The organism is Modestobacter sp. SYSU DS0290 (genome assembly GCF_054050955.1).
The window spans coordinates 158,619-177,080 of record NZ_JBJHAI010000005.1 but is presented as its reverse complement, the minus strand read 5'-3'; the positions used below and the strand labels follow the sequence as shown (position 1 = coordinate 177,080).

Sequence of the window (18,462 nt, the reverse complement as noted above, 5' to 3'; positions counted from 1 at the left end):
GCGCTGGCCGGCCCGGTCACGGCCGGGCCGGCCAGCGCACCGCGCCGTCGTCCCCGAGCACCGCGCCCTCCGCCGGCCGGTGCGGCGCCAGCCGGCCGTCGGGCATCAGGTGGTGCACGGCTGCACCGTGCGCCAGGACGGTCACGTCGGCGACGAGCCGCCGGTGGCACCGCCACCACACGCTCTCGCTGCACATCAGCGCGACGACCCGGTCGCCGGCGGCGGCGAGGACCTCGTCCAGTGCGGCGGCGAACTCCGGCGTGCGGGTGTGCGCCGCATAGGCCGCGAACTGCGCCACGGTCCACCAGTCGTCCACGACCGGCTCGCCCGTGGGCAGCCGGCGCCGGCCGCCCAGCCGGGGCTCCCAGCGGTAGTCCACGTCCAGCTCCGGCAGCCACGCCTCCAGCGCCTCCCGCCGGACGTCGGGGTTGACCCGGCTGCCGGGGAAGCGGCGCACGTCGACCAGCTCGGCCACCCCGGCGGCCTGCAGCCGGTCGCCCAGCCGGGCGCGGTCATCGGGCCCGTGACCCACGGAGAGCAGCGGCACGGGCTCAGTCGTGCAGGTTGAGCTGGTCGTGCCGCAGGGCGAAGGCGTCGATCTCCGCCGTCGTCGGCGTGCGACCGCCGGCGTGCAGGTCGAGCAGCCCGGTGAAGTAGTCCTCCCGCGGGATCCCCGGGGTGAAGAGGATGAGGAACCGGGCACCGACGTCGGGCCCCACCGACCGGAAGGCGTGCACCCCCGAGCGCGGCACGTACAGCAGGTCCCCGGCGTGCGCCGTCGTCCACTCGCCGTTGGCGAGCACCGCCAGCGACCCCTCGAGCACGTGGAACGCCTCGCTGAACGTGCGGTGCAGGTGCGGCCCCGGCCCGCTGCCGCCGGGTGGCATCGTCACCTCGAAGAGCCCGAAGTCCCCGCGGGTCTGCGCGCCGGTGGCGACGAACCGGGTGCGCCCCGCGCCGGGCTGGTCGTCCCGGCGGGAGAACGTGGCGGGGTCGGGCAGGTGGGTCATGCCGCCGTCCTACCCCTTCCGCAGCACCGCCACCAGGAAGTCCGATGCGGGCGTGAAGGGCCGCAGGTCCCAGGTGGACAGCAGCAGGTCGGGCACGAGCCCGGTGGTCCGGACGTCGTCCAGGAACTCGTCGAAGGCGTACCCCCGGCCGGCGCCGAAGCCGATCGCCGCCCGGCCGTCGTCGGCCAGGTGGGCACCGAACCGCTCCAGCACCGTGCGCCGGGTGCTGGGGGCCAGGAAGGCCATCACGTTCCCCGCGCAGACGATGCCGTCGAACCGGTCGGGCAGGTCCAGCTCGGCCAGATCGCCGACCAGCCATCGCGGGCCGGGGTGGTCGGCCTCGGCGGCGGCGATCAGCACCGGGTCGACGTCCACGCCGACCACCTCGTGGCCCACCCCGGCGAGGAAGGCGCCCACCCGGCCCGGGCCGCAGCCGGCGTCCAGCACCCGAGCGCCGCGCGGCAGCAGGGCGTCGACCAGCCGTGCCTCGCCGGCCAGGTCGACGCCCTGGGCGGCCATCGTCCGGAACCGCTCGGCGTACCTCGTCGAGTGCTCCGGGTCGGCCTGCGTGATCGCCACCCACTGGCTCTGCTCGGTCATTTCCCGTGTGCTCCTCGTGCTCGCTGACGGCCGGGTGATGATGGTCCCCGGGGGGACCAGCCCCGCGACGGGCCGGCGGATTCCCAGCAGTCGAGAGAGGTGAGGACGGCGTGCGGCGCGAGCCGAGCATTCTGCACCTGGACCTCGATGCCTTCTTCGCCGCCGTCGAGCAGCGCGACAAGCCCTCGCTGCGCGGGCGGCCGGTGGTCGTCGGCGGCACCGGGGGCCGGGGGGTGGTCTCCACCGCCTCGTACGAGGCCCGCGCCTTCGGTGCCCGCAGTGCGATGTCGACCGCGGAGGCCCGCCGGCTCTGCCCACCGGGCACCGCGTTCCTCGGCAGCCGCTTCCCGGCGTACCGGCGGACGTCGGAGGTGGTCATGGGGCTGCTGCGGGAGCTGTCCCCGCTGGTCGAGCCGGTGTCGATCGACGAGGCCTACGTCGACCTGGCCGCCGGCGGGCACGACCTGTCCGTCGCCGGGGTCACCGCCCTCGCCCAAGACCTGAAGGACCGCATCGCCGCGGCCACCGGTGGGGTCACCGGCTCGGTCGGGGTGGCCACGTCCAAGTCGCTGGCGAAGATCGGCTCGGAGCTGGACAAGCCCGACGGGCTCACCGTCGTCCCGCCCGGTTCCGAGCTCGCCGTGCTGCACCCGCTGCCGGTGCGCAGCCTGGGTGGGGTGGGGCCGGCCACCGCCGAGCGGCTGGCCAGCATCAAGGTGACCACGGTCGGGGAGCTGCACCGGCTGTCGCTGGTCGACCTGACCAGCCTGGTGGGCCAGGCGCACGGCAGCGGCCTGTACCGGCTGGCCCGCGCGGACGACGACCGCCCGGTGGTCGCCGACCGGGAGGCGAAGTCGGTCAGCGCGGAGGAGACCTTCGCCCGCGACGTGACCGACCCCGCTCGGCTGGCCGAGGAGATCGAGGCGCTCGCGCTGCGGGTGGGCACCCGGCTGCAGGGCTCGGGCACCTCGGGGCGCACGGTCACGCTCAAGGTGCGCCGGTTCGACTACTCGACGCTGACCCGGTCCTCGACGCTGGCGCACGCCCTCGACGAGCCGCGGCAGATCGCCGACGTCGCGCACCGGCTGCTCGCCGGGGTCGACCGCAGCGGCGGGGTGCGGCTGCTCGGCGTCGGCGTCTCCGGGCTGTCGCCGTACGCCCAGGGTGACCTGTTCGCCGTGCGCGACCCGGAGCCGGCGGCGCCGGTGGTCGAGGAGGGCCCCGAGCCGGAGCCGGTGCCCGAGCCCGTCGGGCACCGGCCGGCGACGACGGCCTGGTACCCCGGCCAGGACGTCGTCCACGCCGAGCTGGGGTCCGGCTGGGTCTGGGGCAGCGGGCTGAACCGGGTCACGGTGCGCTTCGAGGGACCGCGGACGGCGCCCGGTCCGGTCCGCACCCTGGCCGCCGACGACCCGGACCTGGCCCCGGGCGATCCACCGGACTGGACCGGCTGAGCCAGCACTGTGCGGTGCGCGTTGGTTCCCGGCCGGGGAACTGGCTCCGCGCGCACGGTGCCCTGGGCAGTGCCCGGGGCCCGCGCACCACGGGATCCCCCGGACTGGTCAGTCCGGGGGACAGGCGGTCGACGGGGCGTCGGGAACCACCCCAGACTGCCCGCATGACCCGGGACGGCGCGGCGGAGGCCGAGATCGACGACCTCATCAACCGTGGCTGCGACCTGGCGGACGCCGGGGACCACGCAGGCGCGGCGGTCGCGTTCGGGCGGGCGGCCGCGCGCGGCTCGGCGCTGGCCTGGTTCAACCTGGGCAACAGCCTGGCCGAGCTGCGCCGCTGGGACGAGGCCGTGCAGGCCTACCAGCGGGCCGCGGCCGACGGTGAGGACGACGCCTGGCTCAACCTGGCGATCGCGTTGTTGCACGTGGAACGGTGGGCCGACGCCGAGGAGGCGGCCCGCGAGGCACTGGCCGCCGGCGACCGCGGGGCCTGGGCCACGCTGGGTGCCGCCCAGCTGGAGCAGGGGCTGCGCGAGGAGGCGCGGACGACGTTCCGCCGCGGCGCGGAACTCGGCGACCTGGACGCCGCCGTGCAGCTGGCCTGGTCACTGCGTGAGGACGGCGAGCTGACCGCAGCGCAGGCGTGGATGCAGCGCGCCGCCGACGGTGGCGACCCCTCCGCCCGGGCCGTGCTGGCGTGCTGGCGCTGGGACGAGACGCGCGATCCCGCGCTCGAGGACGAGCTGCGCGCGGGCGCCGACCTGCACCCCTCCACCCGGGTCGACCTGGCCGACCTGCTGCGCACCGCCGGGCGGCTGGAGGAGGCGCGGAGCGTCCTGGAGGCGGGCGCGCTGCGCGGCGAGGAGGAGAGCTGGCGCCCGCTGGGCACCCTGCTCGCCGAGGAGTTCGACCACCCGGTCGCCGCCGCGGCCGCCTACCGGGCCGGCATCGACGGCGGTGACCTGCACTGCCACCACGACCTCGGGGTCCTGCTGCTGGACCAGGGCGACGTCGACGGTGCGATCGAGCAGCTGCTGCGCGGCGCCGAGGGGGGCGACCAGCTGGCCGCCCGGGTGCTGCGTCAGCTGCTGGACGCGGAGGGCTGAGTCCCCCGGTCCGCCACCGGCAGGCTCACCACCAGCCGGCGAAGTGGTGCACCGGGCCGTGCCCGGAGCCGACTCCGAGCGTCTCCCCCGCGGTCAGCGCGGCCTGCAGGTAGTCCCGGGCCCGGTCGACCAGGGGCGCCCAGTCCACCGGCCGTCCCGCCTGCCGCTCCTGGGCGGCCAGCGCTGCCAGCGCCGAGGAGAGCGTGCAGCCGGTGCCGTGGGTCGACGTCGTCACCACCCGCGGGCGCCGGGTCTCGACCACGCGGTCGGCGGTGACCAGCACGTCGACGCTCTCGTCCCCGCCCAGGTGCCCACCCTTGAGTAGCACCGCGGCCGGGCCCAGCGCCAGCAGCGCCCGTGCCTGCTCCGGCAGCTCGTCCACCGTGGTGGCCGGCGCGACGTCCAGCAGCGCCGCGGCCTCCGGCACGTTCGGGGTGATCAGGTCGCTGACCGGCAGCAGGTCGGTGCGCACGGCGGCGACCGCCTCCTCCGAGATCAGCCGGTCCCCGCTGGTCGCCACCATCACCGGGTCGCAGACCACCGGACCGCCCGGCCGCTCGGCCAGCGCGGCGGCCACCTCGCGGACCACCTCCGCGGTGCCGAGCATGCCGAGCTTGGTGGCGTGCACCGTCACGTCGGCGAACAGGGTGCGCAGCTGCTCCCCGACGAACTCCGCCGGGACGCCGTGCACGCCGGTGACGCCGCGGGTGTTCTGCGCGGTGAGCGCGGTGAGCACCGCGGTGCCGTAGGTGCCCAGCGCGCTGAAGGTCTTCAGATCGGCCTGGATGCCGGCCCCGCCGCTGGGGTCGGAGCCGGCGACGGTGAGGGCGACGGCGGCGGTCATCGGTCGATCAGCTCCCGGGTCAGGGTGGTGCGCAGTGCGTGGGCGGCGGCCGCGGGGTCGGCGGCGGCGCAGATCTCGGAGACGACACAGACCCCGTCGACCCCGGTGGCGGCGACCTGGGCGGCGTTCGCGGCGGAGATGCCACCGATCGCGACGGCGGCCACCCCGCCGGCGTGCGCCCGGGCGGCGAGTGCGCGGGTGCCGGCCAGCCCGAGCCCGGTGCCGGCGTCGGGCTTGGTCGGGGTGGCCCACACCGGGCTCAGCCCGACCAGGTCCACGGTCCCCCGCGGCAGCGCGAGCACCTCCGTGAGGTCGGCGTCGTCCCCCACGGAGACACCGAGGACGGCGTCCGGGCCGAGCAACGCCCGCACCTCGGTGGCCGGCAGGTCGTCCTGCCCGACGTGCACCCCGTCGGCGCCGGCGATCAGCGCCACGTCGACGGCGTCGTTGACCACCAGCGCCACCTCCGGCGGGAGGACCTGCTGCACCGCGCGGGTGAGCGCCAGCAGGTCGCGCCGGCTCGCGGTCTTGTCCCGCACCTGCACCGCGGTCACCCCGCCGGCGACCGCGGCCGCCACCACCTCCGGCACCGACCGCGGCGCGCAGAGCAGCGTGTCGGTGACCAGGTAGAGGGTGGGGTCGAACGCCCGCCGCATCAGGCGGTGCGGACGTCGGCGCGGCTGAGCGCCTCGCCGTCGATGGCGTCGAGGGCGTCCAGCCACTGCGGGGCGAAGGTGCCCGGCCCGTCGGCGAGGTCGGCGGCGACCTCGGCGGCCAGCGCCACGTGCGCGTGGGCGGCGACGGTGCCCAGCAGCGGGTCGCCGGTGGCGGCGACGTAGGCGGCGGTGAGCGCCCCCAGGGCGCAGCCGGCGCCGGTCGTCCGGGTGAGCAGTGCCGAACCACCGCCGACGCGCAGCGTCCGCTCGCCGTCGGTGACGACGTCCACCGGCCCGCTGACCGCGACCACGCCGCCGGTGCGCCGGGCCAGCGTCGCGGCGACCTCCACCGCGTCGTCCGGGTCGGCGGTGCTGTCCACCCCACGGCCACCCGCGCCGGCCCCGGCCAGGGCGAGCACCTCGGAGGCGTTGCCGCGGACCACGGTGGGTCGCAGCTCCACCAGGTCGGCGGCGAGCGCGGTGCGGAACCCGAGTCCGCCGACGGCGACCGGGTCGAGCACCCACGGAGTGCCCGCCTCGCCCGCGGCCCGGGCGGCCAGGCGCATCGCGTCGGCCGTGCGCTGGGAGACGGTGCCGACGTTGACCAGCACCGCGGAGGCGACGGCGGCGAACTCGCCGGCCTCGGCCGGGTCGTCGACCATCGCCGGGGCCGCGCCCACGGCGAGCAGCGCGTTGGCGGTGATCGCCTGGACCACGGTGTTGGTGAGGCAGTGCACCAGGGGTGCGGTGTCGCGCAGCGCCTCGCGGGCGGTGCGCAGGGAACTGGCGTCCACGCGTGACATCCCTTCGCCAGTGCGAACTGGAGCAGGTTCGACGGGTGTGTTCTCAGTCCCGGCGGGACACCCCGTGTCAGGACAGCGACGCTAACACCGCACCGCGGCCACCCGGCGGGGAGCGGCTTGCGACCATGGGTCGGTGACCGCCACACCCCGCCTGCGTCAGGCACCGTTCGCCGAGCTGACACCGGCCGAGCTCTACGGGATCCTCCGGCTGCGGGTCGACGTCTTCGTCGTCGAGCAGGCCTGCCCCTATCCGGAGCTCGACGGCCGCGACACCGAGCCGACCACCGAGCACCTCTGGTTCGCCGCCGACGACGGCACGGTGCTGGCCACGATCCGGGTGCTGCACAACGGTGAGGACCGCGCCATCGGCCGGGTGGCCACTGCCGTGGGCGCGCGTGGCCGCGGGCTGTCGGCCGACCTGATCCGCCGCGGCATCGAGCTGTGCGACGGTCGCACGATCGACATCGGCGCCCAGGCGTACCTGGAGAGCTGGTACGAGCGCTTCGGCTTCCGCCGGTCGGGTCCGGACTACGACGAGGACGGCATCCTGCACCTGCCGATGCGGCTGCCGGCGGCGCCGGGCTGAGCAGGGGTGGAGTCGGCGGCCTGGCCGACACCGCGTCACCAGGCCGCCCCGATGGCCGCCCGACCAGTCACCCAGTGGAGTGGCACCGTGACGGGTGGTCTTCCGGCGCCGGTCGCCCCGGTCCTAGCCTCGGGCCCGCAGGGGGTGACCGGAGCGGCCGTCCTCCCGGAGCCCCGGAGAGCCAGGCATGACGAAGGTGACGCCCCGCCGTCCCAGCCGTCGCGCGACGCGACGGGGGGCGGTCATGTCCGCGGCCGGTGCGCTGGTGCTCGCCACCGCCCTGGTGTGGCAGTCGGCCTACGCGGGGTTCACCGTCACCACCGGCGCCCTCGCGCTGCCCACCGTGAGCACCGGGACAGTGGTCCTGTCCGACGACGCCGGCGGCACCATGTTCACGATCCCGGACCTGAAGCGAGGAGGCACCGGCACCCGGTGCATCACGGTGACCTCCACCGGCACCGTGCCGGCGAGCGTCCGCATGTACGTCACCGGACGTTCGGACTCCAACGGCCTGGCCGACGCCCTGAGGCTCACGGTCCGGATCGGCACCGGCGGCGGGTACGCCGACTGCGCGGGCTTCCGCTCGAACGCGTCGGTGTACGACGGAACGCTGGCCGCCTTCCCCGCGGACCGGTGGGCCGACGGCCGGGGCGACTGGACGACGTCGGGCGACCCGGCCGGCGACCAGCGGACCTACGAGATCACCTACACCCTCCCGGTCAACAGCCCGGGCAGGGTGCAGGGCGGGTCGGCGACGGTGACCTTCGTCTGGGAGGCCCAGTCCCGATGAGTGCCTCCCCGGATGTCACGCCGGTGACCGCCACCTGGCGGCAGAGCCGCACGGCGCTCGCCGGCACGGTCCTGGCGCGCACCGTGCTGGGCACCCTGGTGCTGCTCGTCCTCGTCTCGGTGGCGCCGGCCGTGGCCGGCTGGCAGTCCACCGTGGTGCTCTCCGGCTCCATGGCACCGGGCGTGCAGCCCGGCGACGTGGCACTGGTCCGGCCGGTGGACGTGGCCTCGGTCCAGCCCGGGCAGGTGCTGCTCGTCGACGACCCCGACATCCCGGGCGCGCTGCGGCTGCACCGGCTGCTGGCGGTGGAGGACGGTGGCCTGCGGCTGCAGGGCGACGCGAACCCGCAGCCGGACGGCTCGCTGGTGATGCCCTCGGCGGTGCACGGCGTCGGGGTGCTGCGGCTGCCCGACCTCGGGCTCCCGGTGCTCTGGGCCGCCCAGGGACGGTGGCTGCCGGTGGCGGGCACGGTCCTCGCGCTGGCCGGGCTGGCCGGGCTGGCACAGCTGCACCGGGGTGCCCCGGGACGCTCCGACGGTCGGCCGGACGGCAGGACGCCGCGCCGGCTCGGCCGGCCAGCCCGACGAACCGCTCGGGGTGCCCTCACCCTCGGCGCCGTCGGTCTGCTGCTCGCCGGGCTGCCCGGCACCTCCGGGGCGGTGTTCACGGCCAGCACCGCGAACCACGTCAACACCTTCAGCGTCGGCCGGGACGTGACCTGCGCGTCGGTCGCGGCGGGTGCGCCCGGGTACTTCGGCTTCCAGGAGACCGGCGGGACCACCGCCTACAACGGTGGGACCGCCGGCGCCTACGCCAACGGCACCTACCGCGGCGGGCCGACGCCGGTCTCCGCGGGCCCCCGGAAGTGCGGTGCCGACGGCACCCGGGCGATGAGCTTCGACGGCGTCAACGACCAGATGTACACCACCTACGCGATGAACAACCCGCAGACCTTCTCGGTGCAGCTGTGGTTCTCCACCACCACGACCGACGGCGGGAAGCTGATCGGCTTCGGTACCGGCGCGAACGGCGCTGCCTCGGGGCAACACGACCGGCACGTCTACATGACCAACTCGGGCAAGCTGACCTTCGGTGTCTACTCCGGCCAGGTGGAGAAGGTGACGACGGACCAGGCCTACAACGACGGCGCGTGGCACCTGATGACCGCGACGTTCTCCCCGACCACCGGCCTGCGGCTCTACGTGGACGGAGCACTCCAGGCCAGTCGGACGTCGACGACCTCCGCCGAGCCCTACATCGGCTACTGGCGAGTGGGCTACGACTCGATCGGCTCCGCGTGGGACGCCAAGCCGCGCAGCGAGTCGTTCCGCGGTTCGATCGCACACGTCAGCCTCCACCTCGTTGCGCTCTCGGCGGACCAGGTCGCCGAGCAGTACGCCGCCGGCAGCTGACTTCCGGTCAGTCGCAGCCGGTCAGCGAGGCGGACGGCAGCCAGTCGGCGTCCAGCAGCTCGGCGATCTGCTGCAGGCCGGCGGTGTCCCCGCCCGCCGTCGAGCCGGTGACCGCCAGCCGCTCGACCATCACCCGGGCGACGTCCTCCTCGACGGTGTCCGAGGCGAAGGCGACCCGCCACGGCGACACCTGGTGGTCGCGGTGGGTGCGTCCGGTGACCTGCCGGGCGGCGATGCCGGAGAACCGGGGCTGGTGGAACAGCCCGACCCGCGGGGTGGTCGAGGCGACGAGGCCGCCGGGCAGCAGCTCACCGGCGTGCAGGCTGATCGAGGCGGTCACGGTGAAGACGCACACCGGGGCCTCGCCGGTCTGGAAGCGCAGCCGCTCGGCCTCCACGTCGAAGCGGTCCCGGCCGTAGATCCCGGCGACCGCGATCCCGCCGTCCAGCAGCGCCTCGCGGATCGGATCCGCGGCGGTCTCCACGAACTCCACCGAGACGGCGACCTGCCGGCCGGCCTCCACCTGCGCCCGCACCCAGTCGACGGTGGCCGCGGCCCGGATCAGCCCGGCCTTCTGCCGGAACCGGAGCAGGGCGGCGCGGCCGCGGGCGGTCTCCCGCTTCCGGCGGGCCAGCTGCATCTCGGCGCGGAACTCCGACCACTCCGCCTCGTACTGCGCGCGCTCGGCCGGGGTCAGCTCCACCGGCGTGCCGGTGACGCTCACCGGTCCCCACGGCGCGGGCCGGTGCAGCGTGGCCGGCGGGTCGGTGTCGGCGAGCCAGCTGCGCAGCCGGGCGAGGTCGGCGCGGCGCTCGTCGGCGTCCTCGGTCCACGCCCAGCCGTAGCGGCTTCGTTCCACGTGGAACCCGTGCGCTGCGAGCCGGCTCGGCAGGTCGGCCCACTCCCGCAGCGGCTCGCCGTGCAGCGCGGCGAAGTGCGGCGCCAGGTAGGGCAGCTCCAGCGGGGTGTGCGCCGGCGTCGCCGTCGCCAGCAGCACGAACGGGGCGTCCTTGACCCGGCCGCTGCCGGAGACGGCCTTCCAGTGCTTCCACCGCTGGGTGGTCGTGTGCCGCACCATGTGCGCCTCGTCGGCGACGACCACGTCGAAGCCGTGCCCGGTCGCCTTGACCGCGGCGGCCACCTTGCCCAGCCGGTCCCAGGTGGTCACGCACCAGCGCAGGCCGCCGTCGCCGAACCCGCCGATCGACCGCGCCCAGTGCGGCACGGTGATCGCCGCCGGCCGGTCGGCGATGACGAGCACCCGACGGACCGGCCGCTGCTGGCCGGCCCGCTGCACAGCGATCTGCCGGACGGCGAGGACGGCGGTGCCGGTCTTGCCGACGCCGGGGTCGTCCCCGAGGAGGAACATCCGCCCGCCGGCGGCCGCGTGCGCCGCGATCACCGCCGCGCCGGTGACCTGCTGCTCCCGCGGCGTCATCGGCCGGGCCGCCGGAAGCGGCCGAGGGGTGGCGTTGAGCTCCTCCTCCAGGTACCGCTCCAGGCTGTACGGCGGCGGCGCGTAGGGCTGCAGCGCCGCGGGCAGGCGCGCGCCGACGTACACGTGCGCGGAGAGCCCGGCGTGCCAGCTCGCCCCGGGCGCGGGGGCCCGGAAGGGGACGGCGAGCACCCAGACCCGCTCCCCCGGCCCGGCCACCGGCAGCTCGGGCGCCGCCTTTCGCGCGGGCGCTGCCCGGCGGCTCGGCGCCGCCTTCCGCGCCGGCGCGGCCTTGCGGGCGGCCGTCGTCCGGGCGGTGGTGCTGGTGGCACGCCGGCGGCGTCCGGGCACGGGGATCTCCTCGCAGCGGTGGTGCAGGTGAGCGCGTCGACGGTAGGTGCGGGCACCGACGATCCGGTGCAGTGACATGGGGGTGGGCTCATCTGATGGGATCGGGGCATGACCGACCCGAACCGGCTGGCGGCCCGCACGCTCGGCGACACCGGGCCGCGGGTGGTGTTCGTGCACGGTCTCTTCGGCCAGGGGCGCAACTGGACGACGATCGCCAAGGCCCTGGCCGACGACGGCCACCGGGTCACGCTGCTCGACCTGCCCAACCACGGGCACTCGCCGTGGACCGACCGGGTCGACTACGGCGACATGGCCGAGTTCGTCGCCGCCGAGCTCGCCCTGCTCGGCGACCCGGTGACCCTGGTGGGGCACTCCATGGGCGGCAAGGTCGCGATGCAGCTGGCGCTGCGCTGGCCGGAGCTGCTGCGCGCGCTCGTCGTCGTCGACATCGCGCCGGTCGACTACCCGGAGACCGGCGGGCGCACCGAGGACCCGGACGAGGAGGCCTCCCCGTTCGCCGCGTTCATCGCCGCGATGCAGGCGGTCGACATCGACGCGCTGGAGACCCGGGAGGACGCCGACCGGGCGCTGCGCGAGGCGGTGCCCAGCACGATGGTCCGGGGCTTCCTGCTGCAGAGCCTGGTCCGCGACGGCCAGGAAGGCTGGAGGTGGCGACTGAACCTGGAGACCCTCGCCCGCGACCTGGGCGAGCTGCGCCGGTTCCCCGAGCCGGAGCCGGGCGCGCACTACGACGGCCCGGTGCTCTGGATCGCCGGCGCCAACTCGCACTACGTGCTCGACGAGGACCGCCCGCGGATGGACGCGCTGTTCCCCTCGACCCGGCTGGTGCGGGTGAAGAACGCCGGGCACTGGGTGCACTCCGAGCAGCCCGAGGTGTTCCTGGAGACCGTCCGCCGGTTCCTGGCCCAGGTCGAGCGATGACCACCTGGCCACGGCCGGTGCCGCTGATCGGCGACGACAGCGCCGCCTCCGAGCGCGCCGCCGACCCCACCGGCTGGGCGCTCCCCGACCCCGACCGGGCGGGGGTCTACCGCGCCATCGGCGCCCGGCGGGACGTCCGCCGCTACCGGCCCGACCCGGTGCCCGAGGACGTGCTCGCCCGGGTGCTGGGCGCCGCGCACGCCGCGCCCAGCGTCGGGCACAGCCAGCCCTGGCGGTTCGTCGTCGTGCGCGACCCGGCGATCCGGGACCGGGCCGCCGTGCTCACCGACCGGGAGCGGCTCCGCCAGGCCGCCCAGCTGGAGCCCGAGGCCGGCGCCCGGTTGCTGGACCTGCAGCTGGAGGGCGTGCGCGAGGCGCCGCTGGGCGTCGTCGTCTGCTGTGACCGGCGCACGCCGGCCGCCGGCGTGCTCGGTCGCGCCACCTTCCCCGACGCCGACCTGTGGAGCTGCGCCGCCGCGATCCAGAACCTGTGGCTGGCCGCTCGCGCCGAGGGGCTGGGCCTGGGCTGGGTGACGCTGTTCCGCCCCGAGGAGCTCGCGGAGCTGCTCGGCCTGCCCGAGGGGGTGGTCACCCTGGGCTGGCTGTGCCTGGGCTGGCCCGACGAGCGGCCGCCGGCACCGGGGCTGGAGCGGGCCGGCTGGTCCCGCCGGCAGCCGCTGGACGACGTCGTCCTCACCGACCGCTGGCCGGCCGCCGACCCCGCGCCGCCGCCGAACCGGCTCCGCAGCCCGGCGCCGGCCGCGGTCGTCGGCGCCCGCGACCAGGCCGACCGGCTGCTCACCCCGCCCGGGTCGCTGGGCGTGCTCGACCGGGCCGTCGACCGGGCCGTCGCGCTGGGCCGCACCGAGCTGCCCGGCGGCACGCTGCTGCTCGCCGCGGCCGACCACCCGGTCACCGGCCACCACGTCTCCGCGTTTCCCGTGGCCACCACCCGGGACATCGCCGAGGCCGCCGTCGCCGGGCAGGCGCTGGGTGCGACCGCCGCCCGGTCGGCCGGGCTCGACGTCGTGGTGGTGGACGCCGGGGTGCGGGGGACGGCGGTGCCCGGGGCGCTCGCCGTCCGGCCGGCCGGGGCGCGCGGGGATCTGGCGACCGGCCCGGCGATGACCGCCGACGACACCGCTGCGCTGCTCGCCGCCGGCCGCCGGCTGGGCGCCGAGCACGGGCGGGCGACCGGGCTGGTGGCGCTGGGCGAGGTCGGCGTCGGCAACACCACGGTCGCCGCGGCGCTGGCCGCCGGGCTGCTCGGGCTCGGCCCGGCCGAGGTCGTCGGGCTGGGCGCGGGCGCCGACTCGGCGATGGTCGAGCGCAAGCGCGCGGTGGTCGCCGCCGCGCTGGACCGGGCCGGCGCCCGGCTCGACCCGCGCACCGCGCTGGCCGAGCTCGGCGGCCCGGAGCTCGCCGTCCTCGCCGGCGCCGTGCTGGGGGCGGCCGAGGCCGGCGCGGTCGTCGTCGTCGACGGGTTCGCCACCTCGGTGGCCGCGCTCGTCGCCGTCGGGCTCGAGCCGGCCGCCCAGTCGTCGCTGGTGGCCGGGCAGCGCAGCCGGGAACGCGGGCACGAGCTCGTGCTGCACGCGCTCGGCGTCGAGCCGCTGCTGGACCTGCGGCTGCGCGCCGGTGAGGGGGTCGGCGCGGTGCTCGCCGCCGGGCTGCTGCGGCAAGGGCTGGTGCTGCGCCGGCAGACCGCCCGCGTCGACCGCTGACCCCTGGACCGGCCGGGTCCGCAGGGCCATCCTGACGCGATGGTCAGCGAGTGGGTCGGGCACCGGCCGCACCCGGCGCTGCACGGGCTGGTCGCCGAGGCCACCGGGTACCGGCAGGACGGGCTGGCGCCGGGTCTGCACCGCGGCCTGCCCTCCCCCACGCTCACGTTCGTCGTCACGCTCGACGACCCGCTGGAGATGGCCGCCCACCCCGACCCGCGCCAGGCGCCCGGCAGCTACGCGGGCCTGGTCGGCGGGCTGCACACCGCGCCGGCGCTGATCCGCCACCCCGGCCGCCAGGCCGGCGTCCAGCTCGCCCTCACCCCGCTCGGTGCCCGCCGGTTGCTCGGGGTGCCCGCCGGTGCCCTGGCGTCCCTGGACTGCGCGGTCGACGACGTCCTCGGGCCGGACGGCGTCGAGCTGGTCGAGCGCTTCCGGGCCGCCCCCGACTGGCCCGCCCGGTTCGCCGCGCTGGAGCAGGTGCTGCTCCGCCGGGTGCGCCCGGACGGTGCACCAGCGCCGGAGGTCGCCGAGGCGTGGCGGCTGACCCTCGCCTCCGGGGGACGGCTGCGGGTCGCCGACGTGGCCCGGCGGGTCGGCTGGTCGGAGCGGCACCTGCTCACCCGGTTCCGCGCCGAGACCGGGCTGACCCCCAAGGAGGCGGCCCGGGTGGCCCGGTTCGCCCGCGCCCGCCGGGCGCTGCAGGCCCGGGCCGGCGCGGGCCGGCCGCTCGACCTCGCCGGCCTGGCCGCGGCCGGTGGCTTCGCCGACCAGGCGCACCTGACCCGCGAGTGGCGGCGGTTCACCGGGCTGCCGCCGTCGCGCTGGCTGGCCGAGGAGTTCGGATACGTCCAAGACGGCCGGTCCGCCGTGTCGACATCCTGAGCGCATGACCGATCCCGCTCCCCCGCCGCCCACCGTCTGGCCGGCCTTCCGGGCCCGCAACGCCCACGCCCTGATCCGCTTCCTGGTCGACGCCCTCGGCTTCGAGGAGACGCTCGTCGTCGCCGACGGCGACACGGTGGCCCACGCGGAGCTCTCCTGGCCGCCCGGCGGCGGGGTGATGCTCGGCTCCGTGCGGAACGTGCCCGACGACCCGTGGCCCGCGCAGCCGGGCACCGCCGCCGCGTACCTGGTCACCGACGACGCCGACGCGGTGCACGCCCGCGTGGTCGCCGCCGGCGGGCAGGTCGTGCAGCAGCTGCACGACACCAGCTACGGCGGGCGCGAGTTCGCCGTCCGCGACCCGGAGGGCAACCTGTGGAGCGTCGGCACCTACCGGGGCGCATCGCGCCGGGGTTGATCAGCACCAGGGTCGAGCCGCTCGACCTGACGTGGAGCCGCGCCGTGACGCGGCCCCACGTCAGGTGACGCGGCTGGAGCCGGTCGACAGCCCCAGCCGAAGGGGCCCTAGCCGAACAGGCCCCGGACGTCGTCGGCGGTGAGCGCCCCGGAGGCGAGCGCACCGTCGTCGACGACCCGGGAGAAGAGCGCCTGCTTGCGCGCCTTGAGCTCCATGACCTTCTCCTCGATGGTGCCGACCGACACCAGCCGGTAGACCACCACCGGCTTGTCCTGGCCGATCCGGTGCGCCCGGTCGACGGCCTGCGCCTCGGCCGCCGGGTTCCACCAGGGGTCCAGCACGAACACGTAGTCGGCCTCGGTGAGGGTCAGCCCGAACCCGCCGGCCTTCAGGCTGATCAGGAACACCGGGGCCGTTCCGCTGCGCCAGCCCTCGATCACCGCGTCCCGGTCCCGGGTGCGACCGTCGAGGTACTCCCAGCCGATGCCCTCGGCGGTGAGCCGGTCGCGGATGCCGCGCAGGAACCGGGTGAACTGGCTGAACACCAGCACCCGGTGGCCCTCGGCGACCGCCTCGCGCAGGTGCTCGACGAACGCGTCGGCCTTGCTGGAGGCGACGTCGGCGTAGGCCGGGTCGACCAGCGCCGGGTCGAGGCTGAGCTGCCGCAGCAGGGTCAGCGACCGGAAGATCGTCATCCGGTTCTTCGACATGTCCTCGACCAGGCCGAGGACCTTGCTCCGCTCGCGCTGCAGGTGGGTCTGGTACAGCTTCTCGTGCCGCGGGTTGAGCACCACCTCGAGCACCTGCTCCTGCTTGGCGGGCAGGTCTGCGGCGACCATCTCCTTGGTCCGGCGGCGCACCAGCGGGCGGATCCGCCGGCGCAGCGCGGCCAGCTTCTCCGCGTCGCTGTCCCGCTCGATGGGCACCCGGTACTGCTCGGTGAACCGCTGCGGGTCGGGGAAGAGCCCGGGGGCGACGATGGACATCAGCGCCCACAGGTCCATCACGCTGTTCTCCAGCGGGGTGCCGGTCAGCGCCAGCTTCACCGGCGCCTGCAGCAGGCGGGCGCACTGGTAGGTGCGGGCCTGGTGGTTCTTCACGAACTGCGCCTCGTCCAGCACCACCCCGCGCCAGGGCAGCGCGGTCCACGCGTCGTCGTCGATGCGCAGCAGCGCGTAGGAGGTGACGACGACGTGCGCGCCGGCCACCTGCTCGGCCAGCGGGGTGCCGCGCTTGCGCTCGGTCCCGGTCACCGTGACCACCCGCAGGCCGGGGGCGAACCGGGCCGCCTCCCGGGCCCAGGTGGAGACCACGCTGGTCGGCGCCACCACCAGCACCGGGGCGGCGTCCAGCTCACCGGCCTCGTGGGCGCGCACCAGCAGCGCCAGGGTCTGCAGCGTCTTGCCCAGTCCCATGTCGTCGGCGAGCACCCCGCCGAGCCCGTGGTCCCACAGGAAGGACAGCCAGCCGTAGCCCTCCAGCTGGTAGGGGCGCAGCTCGGCGGCCAGGCCGGCCGGGGCCGGCGGCGGCTCGGCGCGCTCGATGTCGAGCAGGCCGCGCACCTCGCGGGTCCAGCGCTCGCTCTGCGCGTCGACGACGCCCAGGCCCAGCAGCTGCTCCCACAGCCCGGCGTCGAAGCGGCTGACCTGCACGCCGTCGCCGGGCACGTCGCGCAGCTCGCGGGCCTCCTCGATGAGCAGCCGCAGCTGCTCGAACTCCGGGCGCTGCAAGGAGAAGTAGGTGCCGCTCAGCAGCACCAGCCGGGTGCGGCCGGCGGCGAGCGCCTTGTAGAGGGTCTCGAACGGCACGCTCTGGCCGTCCATCGTCACGGTGACGCCGAGGTCGAACCAGTCGGACTCCCCGGTGTCCCGGGCGGCGAAGCTGATCTGCGGCGCCGAGGTGGTCTGCCGGTAGGCGGTCGGTGTGCCCACCACCGTGACGTCGACGTCGGCTGCGGCGTGCAGGGCGGGCAGCACCTCGGTGGTGAACTCCAGGGCCTCTGTCCCGGCCAGCTCCACGGTCTCGGCCAGCCGGCGCTCCGGCGTCCACAGCTCGGGGAGCGCGGCGACCTGCTCGGGCAGCTCGTCCAGCAGCTGCTGCTCGGCCGGGTGGTCGCGTCCGTCGCCGGGGACGGCGGCCTGCTCGGCGGCGGGCAGCGGGAAGGACCGGCCGGTGCCGTAGCGCACCGACCACGTCACGGCGACCGTCGCGTCACCGGGGTAGCGGACCTCGGCGGCCAGCCGCGGCCGGGGGACGTCCGGGAGCTCGACGGAGCCGTCGCCGGAGATGACCGGGACCGCCTGCCGCAGCCCCGGGTACCAGTCGCGCAGGAACCGGTCGACGTCGCCGGGTGGGATGTCGATCGCGCCGCCGCGGGCCACCAGCCCGGCCAGCACGGGCGGCACGGGCCGGTCGAGGCGGGCCAGCACGAGGCCGGGCACGTCGGCGTCGCCGCCGGCGGGACCCTCCACCGAGACGCCGTGCGGGGGCATGCCCAGGAAGGACAGCCGGCCGGGGTCGGCGGTGCGGCCGTCGACCCGGAGCACCGCGGACAGCTCGGCGCGCCCACCGTCGCGGCGCAGGTCGACGGCGACGTCGGCAGGCGCCTGCGCCAGCACCACCGGCCGGGCCGACCGGTCGGCGGTGACCAGCGGGACGCCGTCGGCCACGGCCTCGGCGAGCAGCCGCCACAGCCCGGGGCCGAACTCGTGCAGGTACACGTCGGCCGGGGCGTAGGACCAGTACTGGTTGCGGGCCGCCTGGTGGGTGGCGTGCAGCGCGCGCATCGCGGCGAGGTGCGCGGGGTCCCAGCCGGCATGCGTGCTGTCGTACTGCAGCTGCCGCCAGGAGACGCCGCTGCGCACCCACTGGCCACGCTTGCCGGGCACCACCGGCCGCAGCCGGATCAGCCGCTGCCGGGTGCCCGGCGCGGCGACCGACGAGCGCCCCCGGCCGGGCTCGGGCTCGACCAGCTCGAACTGCAGCGCGATCGGCACGGTGGCCGGGGTCGGGCGGCCGGTGGCGGTGACCAGCTCGGCGAGCTCCTGCTCCCAGGTCCGCGCAGCCGGGGGCGCCGGCCGCGACCCGCCCGGTGCACGCTGGATGTCCGGCCGCAGGTGCAGCAGCACGGCCACCGCGTGCTTGCAGTCGTCGCCCACCGGGCAGGTGCAGGCCGCGGCCCAGCCCACCCGGCCGCCCTCGGTGCGCACCACCGTCGTCCGGTAGGGCGCGGGTGCGCCGCCCTGGACCAGCCCGGTCAGCCGGCGGGCGTCCTCGGCCACCCGGACGTCGAGGACCCCGCGGGCCAGGTACGCGCGGGCCCGGTCCAGCACGTCGGGCCCCACCGCCTCGGAGAGCGCCGCATCGGTGACCATCTCCCGCCAGTCCCCGAGCACCCGACCAGGCTACGGCGGACCACCGACGGGATGGTCCCGGTCGCGCGAGTG

Annotated in this window: 17 protein-coding genes and 1 riboswitch; of the genes, 9 read left to right on the top strand and 8 right to left on the bottom strand. The window is 76.4% G+C overall.

The genetic code is table 11. The annotated features are described in order from the left end of the window. Positions 1 to 16: 16 nt before the first annotated feature. The 3 genes from ACI795_RS07290 to ACI795_RS07280 are packed head-to-tail and all read right to left on the bottom strand — an operon-like array spanning position 17 to position 1,610. A complete protein-coding gene (locus tag ACI795_RS07290; RefSeq protein ID WP_457074759.1) occupies positions 17 to 547 on the bottom strand; it encodes a DUF488 domain-containing protein in 531 nt (176 codons plus the stop codon). Positions 548 to 551: 4 nt separating this feature from the next. Further along, positions 552 to 1,010, bottom strand: a complete 459-nt coding sequence (locus ACI795_RS07285; RefSeq protein WP_457074757.1) for a cupin domain-containing protein — start codon at positions 1,008 to 1,010, stop codon at positions 552 to 554. A 9-nt stretch (positions 1,011 to 1,019) separates the two neighbouring features. Next, positions 1,020 to 1,610, bottom strand: coding sequence for a class I SAM-dependent methyltransferase (locus ACI795_RS07280; RefSeq protein ID WP_457074756.1), 591 nt, complete (start codon positions 1,608 to 1,610; stop codon positions 1,020 to 1,022). A 110-nt stretch (positions 1,611 to 1,720) separates the two neighbouring features. Between ACI795_RS07280 and ACI795_RS07275 the strand changes: the two genes are divergently transcribed. After that, positions 1,721 to 3,064 carry a DNA polymerase IV gene (locus ACI795_RS07275; RefSeq protein ID WP_457074755.1) on the top strand — a complete coding sequence of 448 codons (1,344 nt, stop codon included), beginning with the start codon at positions 1,721 to 1,723 and terminating at the stop codon, positions 3,062 to 3,064. Between the two features lie 164 nt (positions 3,065 to 3,228). Then, positions 3,229 to 4,170: a tetratricopeptide repeat protein gene (locus ACI795_RS07270; RefSeq protein WP_457074752.1), complete on the top strand. Its 942-nt coding sequence runs from the start codon at positions 3,229 to 3,231 to the stop codon at positions 4,168 to 4,170. Positions 4,171 to 4,195: 25 nt separating this feature from the next. Here the strand turns inward: ACI795_RS07270 and thiD are convergent, their stop codons facing one another. The 3 genes from thiD to thiM form a co-directional block, all read right to left on the bottom strand. Continuing rightward, complete coding sequence (gene thiD / locus ACI795_RS07265; RefSeq protein WP_457074750.1) at positions 4,196 to 5,014, bottom strand: bifunctional hydroxymethylpyrimidine kinase/phosphomethylpyrimidine kinase; 819 nt, start codon at positions 5,012 to 5,014, stop codon at positions 4,196 to 4,198. Further along, a complete protein-coding gene (thiE, locus tag ACI795_RS07260) occupies positions 5,011 to 5,670 on the bottom strand; it encodes a thiamine phosphate synthase (protein ID WP_457074749.1) in 660 nt (219 codons plus the stop codon). The genes thiD and thiE overlap by 4 nt, the downstream gene beginning before the upstream one ends. Then, positions 5,670 to 6,464, bottom strand: coding sequence for a hydroxyethylthiazole kinase (gene thiM / locus ACI795_RS07255; RefSeq protein WP_457074746.1), 795 nt, complete (start codon positions 6,462 to 6,464; stop codon positions 5,670 to 5,672). The genes thiE and thiM overlap by 1 nt, the downstream gene beginning before the upstream one ends. Next, positions 6,456 to 6,548: riboswitch (TPP riboswitch) on the bottom strand. It overlaps the preceding gene by 9 nt. Before the next feature lie 58 nt (positions 6,549 to 6,606). Between thiM and ACI795_RS07250 the strand changes: the two genes are divergently transcribed. The 3 genes from ACI795_RS07250 to ACI795_RS07240 all read left to right on the top strand — a co-directional run bounded on the left by ACI795_RS07250 (position 6,607) and on the right by ACI795_RS07240 (position 9,261). Then, positions 6,607 to 7,059: a GNAT family N-acetyltransferase gene (locus tag ACI795_RS07250; protein ID WP_457074744.1), complete on the top strand. Its 453-nt coding sequence runs from the start codon at positions 6,607 to 6,609 to the stop codon at positions 7,057 to 7,059. Positions 7,060 to 7,303: 244 nt separating this feature from the next. After that, positions 7,304 to 7,849: a hypothetical protein gene (locus ACI795_RS07245; protein ID WP_457074742.1), complete on the top strand. Its 546-nt coding sequence runs from the start codon at positions 7,304 to 7,306 to the stop codon at positions 7,847 to 7,849. A 23-nt stretch (positions 7,850 to 7,872) separates the two neighbouring features. Continuing rightward, on the top strand, positions 7,873 to 9,261 hold the full coding sequence (locus tag ACI795_RS07240) for a LamG-like jellyroll fold domain-containing protein (RefSeq protein ID WP_457074741.1): 1,389 nt from the start codon (positions 7,873 to 7,875) through the stop codon (positions 9,259 to 9,261). A 7-nt stretch (positions 9,262 to 9,268) separates the two neighbouring features. Here ACI795_RS07240 and ACI795_RS07235 read toward each other — a convergent pair whose 3' ends face one another. Further along, a complete protein-coding gene (locus tag ACI795_RS07235; protein ID WP_457074740.1) occupies positions 9,269 to 11,047 on the bottom strand; it encodes a helicase in 1,779 nt (592 codons plus the stop codon). A gap of 108 nt (positions 11,048 to 11,155) precedes the next feature. Between ACI795_RS07235 and ACI795_RS07230 the strand changes: the two genes are divergently transcribed. From ACI795_RS07230 to ACI795_RS07215, 4 genes are read left to right on the top strand one after another with little or no spacing between them, the layout of a single operon-like run. Further along, positions 11,156 to 11,989, top strand: coding sequence for an alpha/beta fold hydrolase (locus ACI795_RS07230; protein WP_457074739.1), 834 nt, complete (start codon positions 11,156 to 11,158; stop codon positions 11,987 to 11,989). Beyond that, complete coding sequence (gene bluB, locus ACI795_RS07225; RefSeq protein WP_457074736.1) at positions 11,986 to 13,713, top strand: 5,6-dimethylbenzimidazole synthase; 1,728 nt, start codon at positions 11,986 to 11,988, stop codon at positions 13,711 to 13,713. Before ACI795_RS07230 ends, bluB begins: the two co-directional genes overlap by 4 nt. 39 nt (positions 13,714 to 13,752) lie before the next feature. Next, positions 13,753 to 14,598: a helix-turn-helix domain-containing protein gene (locus ACI795_RS07220; RefSeq protein WP_457074735.1), complete on the top strand. Its 846-nt coding sequence runs from the start codon at positions 13,753 to 13,755 to the stop codon at positions 14,596 to 14,598. 4 nt (positions 14,599 to 14,602) lie between these two features. Continuing rightward, positions 14,603 to 15,016 carry a VOC family protein gene (locus ACI795_RS07215; protein WP_457074734.1) on the top strand — a complete coding sequence of 138 codons (414 nt, stop codon included), beginning with the start codon at positions 14,603 to 14,605 and terminating at the stop codon, positions 15,014 to 15,016. 107 nt (positions 15,017 to 15,123) lie between these two features. On the opposite strand, the gene ACI795_RS07210 is transcribed toward ACI795_RS07215, so the two are convergent. Beyond that, positions 15,124 to 18,411, bottom strand: coding sequence for a DEAD/DEAH box helicase (locus ACI795_RS07210; protein ID WP_457074733.1), 3,288 nt, complete (start codon positions 18,409 to 18,411; stop codon positions 15,124 to 15,126). Between the last annotated feature and the right edge of the window lie 51 nt (positions 18,412 to 18,462).

What these genes read in the sequence shown, in the direction of transcription:
- ACI795_RS07245 (WP_457074742.1), top strand. Translation starts at nt 7,304, where the DNA reads ATGTCCGCGGCCGGTGCGCTGGTGCTCGCCACCGCCCTGGTGTGGCAG.
- ACI795_RS07220 (WP_457074735.1), top strand. Translation starts at nt 13,753, where the DNA reads ATGGTCAGCGAGTGGGTCGGGCACCGGCCGCACCCGGCGCTGCACGGG.
- ACI795_RS07215 (WP_457074734.1), top strand. Translation starts at nt 14,603, where the DNA reads ATGACCGATCCCGCTCCCCCGCCGCCCACCGTCTGGCCGGCCTTCCGG.
- ACI795_RS07285 (WP_457074757.1), bottom strand. Translation starts at nt 1,010, where the DNA reads ATGACCCACCTGCCCGACCCCGCCACGTTCTCCCGCCGGGACGACCAG.
- ACI795_RS07270 (WP_457074752.1), top strand. Translation starts at nt 3,229, where the DNA reads ATGACCCGGGACGGCGCGGCGGAGGCCGAGATCGACGACCTCATCAAC.
- bluB (WP_457074736.1), top strand. Translation starts at nt 11,986, where the DNA reads ATGACCACCTGGCCACGGCCGGTGCCGCTGATCGGCGACGACAGCGCC.
- thiE (WP_457074749.1), bottom strand. Translation starts at nt 5,670, where the DNA reads ATGCGGCGGGCGTTCGACCCCACCCTCTACCTGGTCACCGACACGCTG.
- ACI795_RS07280 (WP_457074756.1), bottom strand. Translation starts at nt 1,610, where the DNA reads ATGACCGAGCAGAGCCAGTGGGTGGCGATCACGCAGGCCGACCCGGAG.
- thiD (WP_457074750.1), bottom strand. Translation starts at nt 5,014, where the DNA reads ATGACCGCCGCCGTCGCCCTCACCGTCGCCGGCTCCGACCCCAGCGGC.
- ACI795_RS07230 (WP_457074739.1), top strand. Translation starts at nt 11,156, where the DNA reads ATGACCGACCCGAACCGGCTGGCGGCCCGCACGCTCGGCGACACCGGG.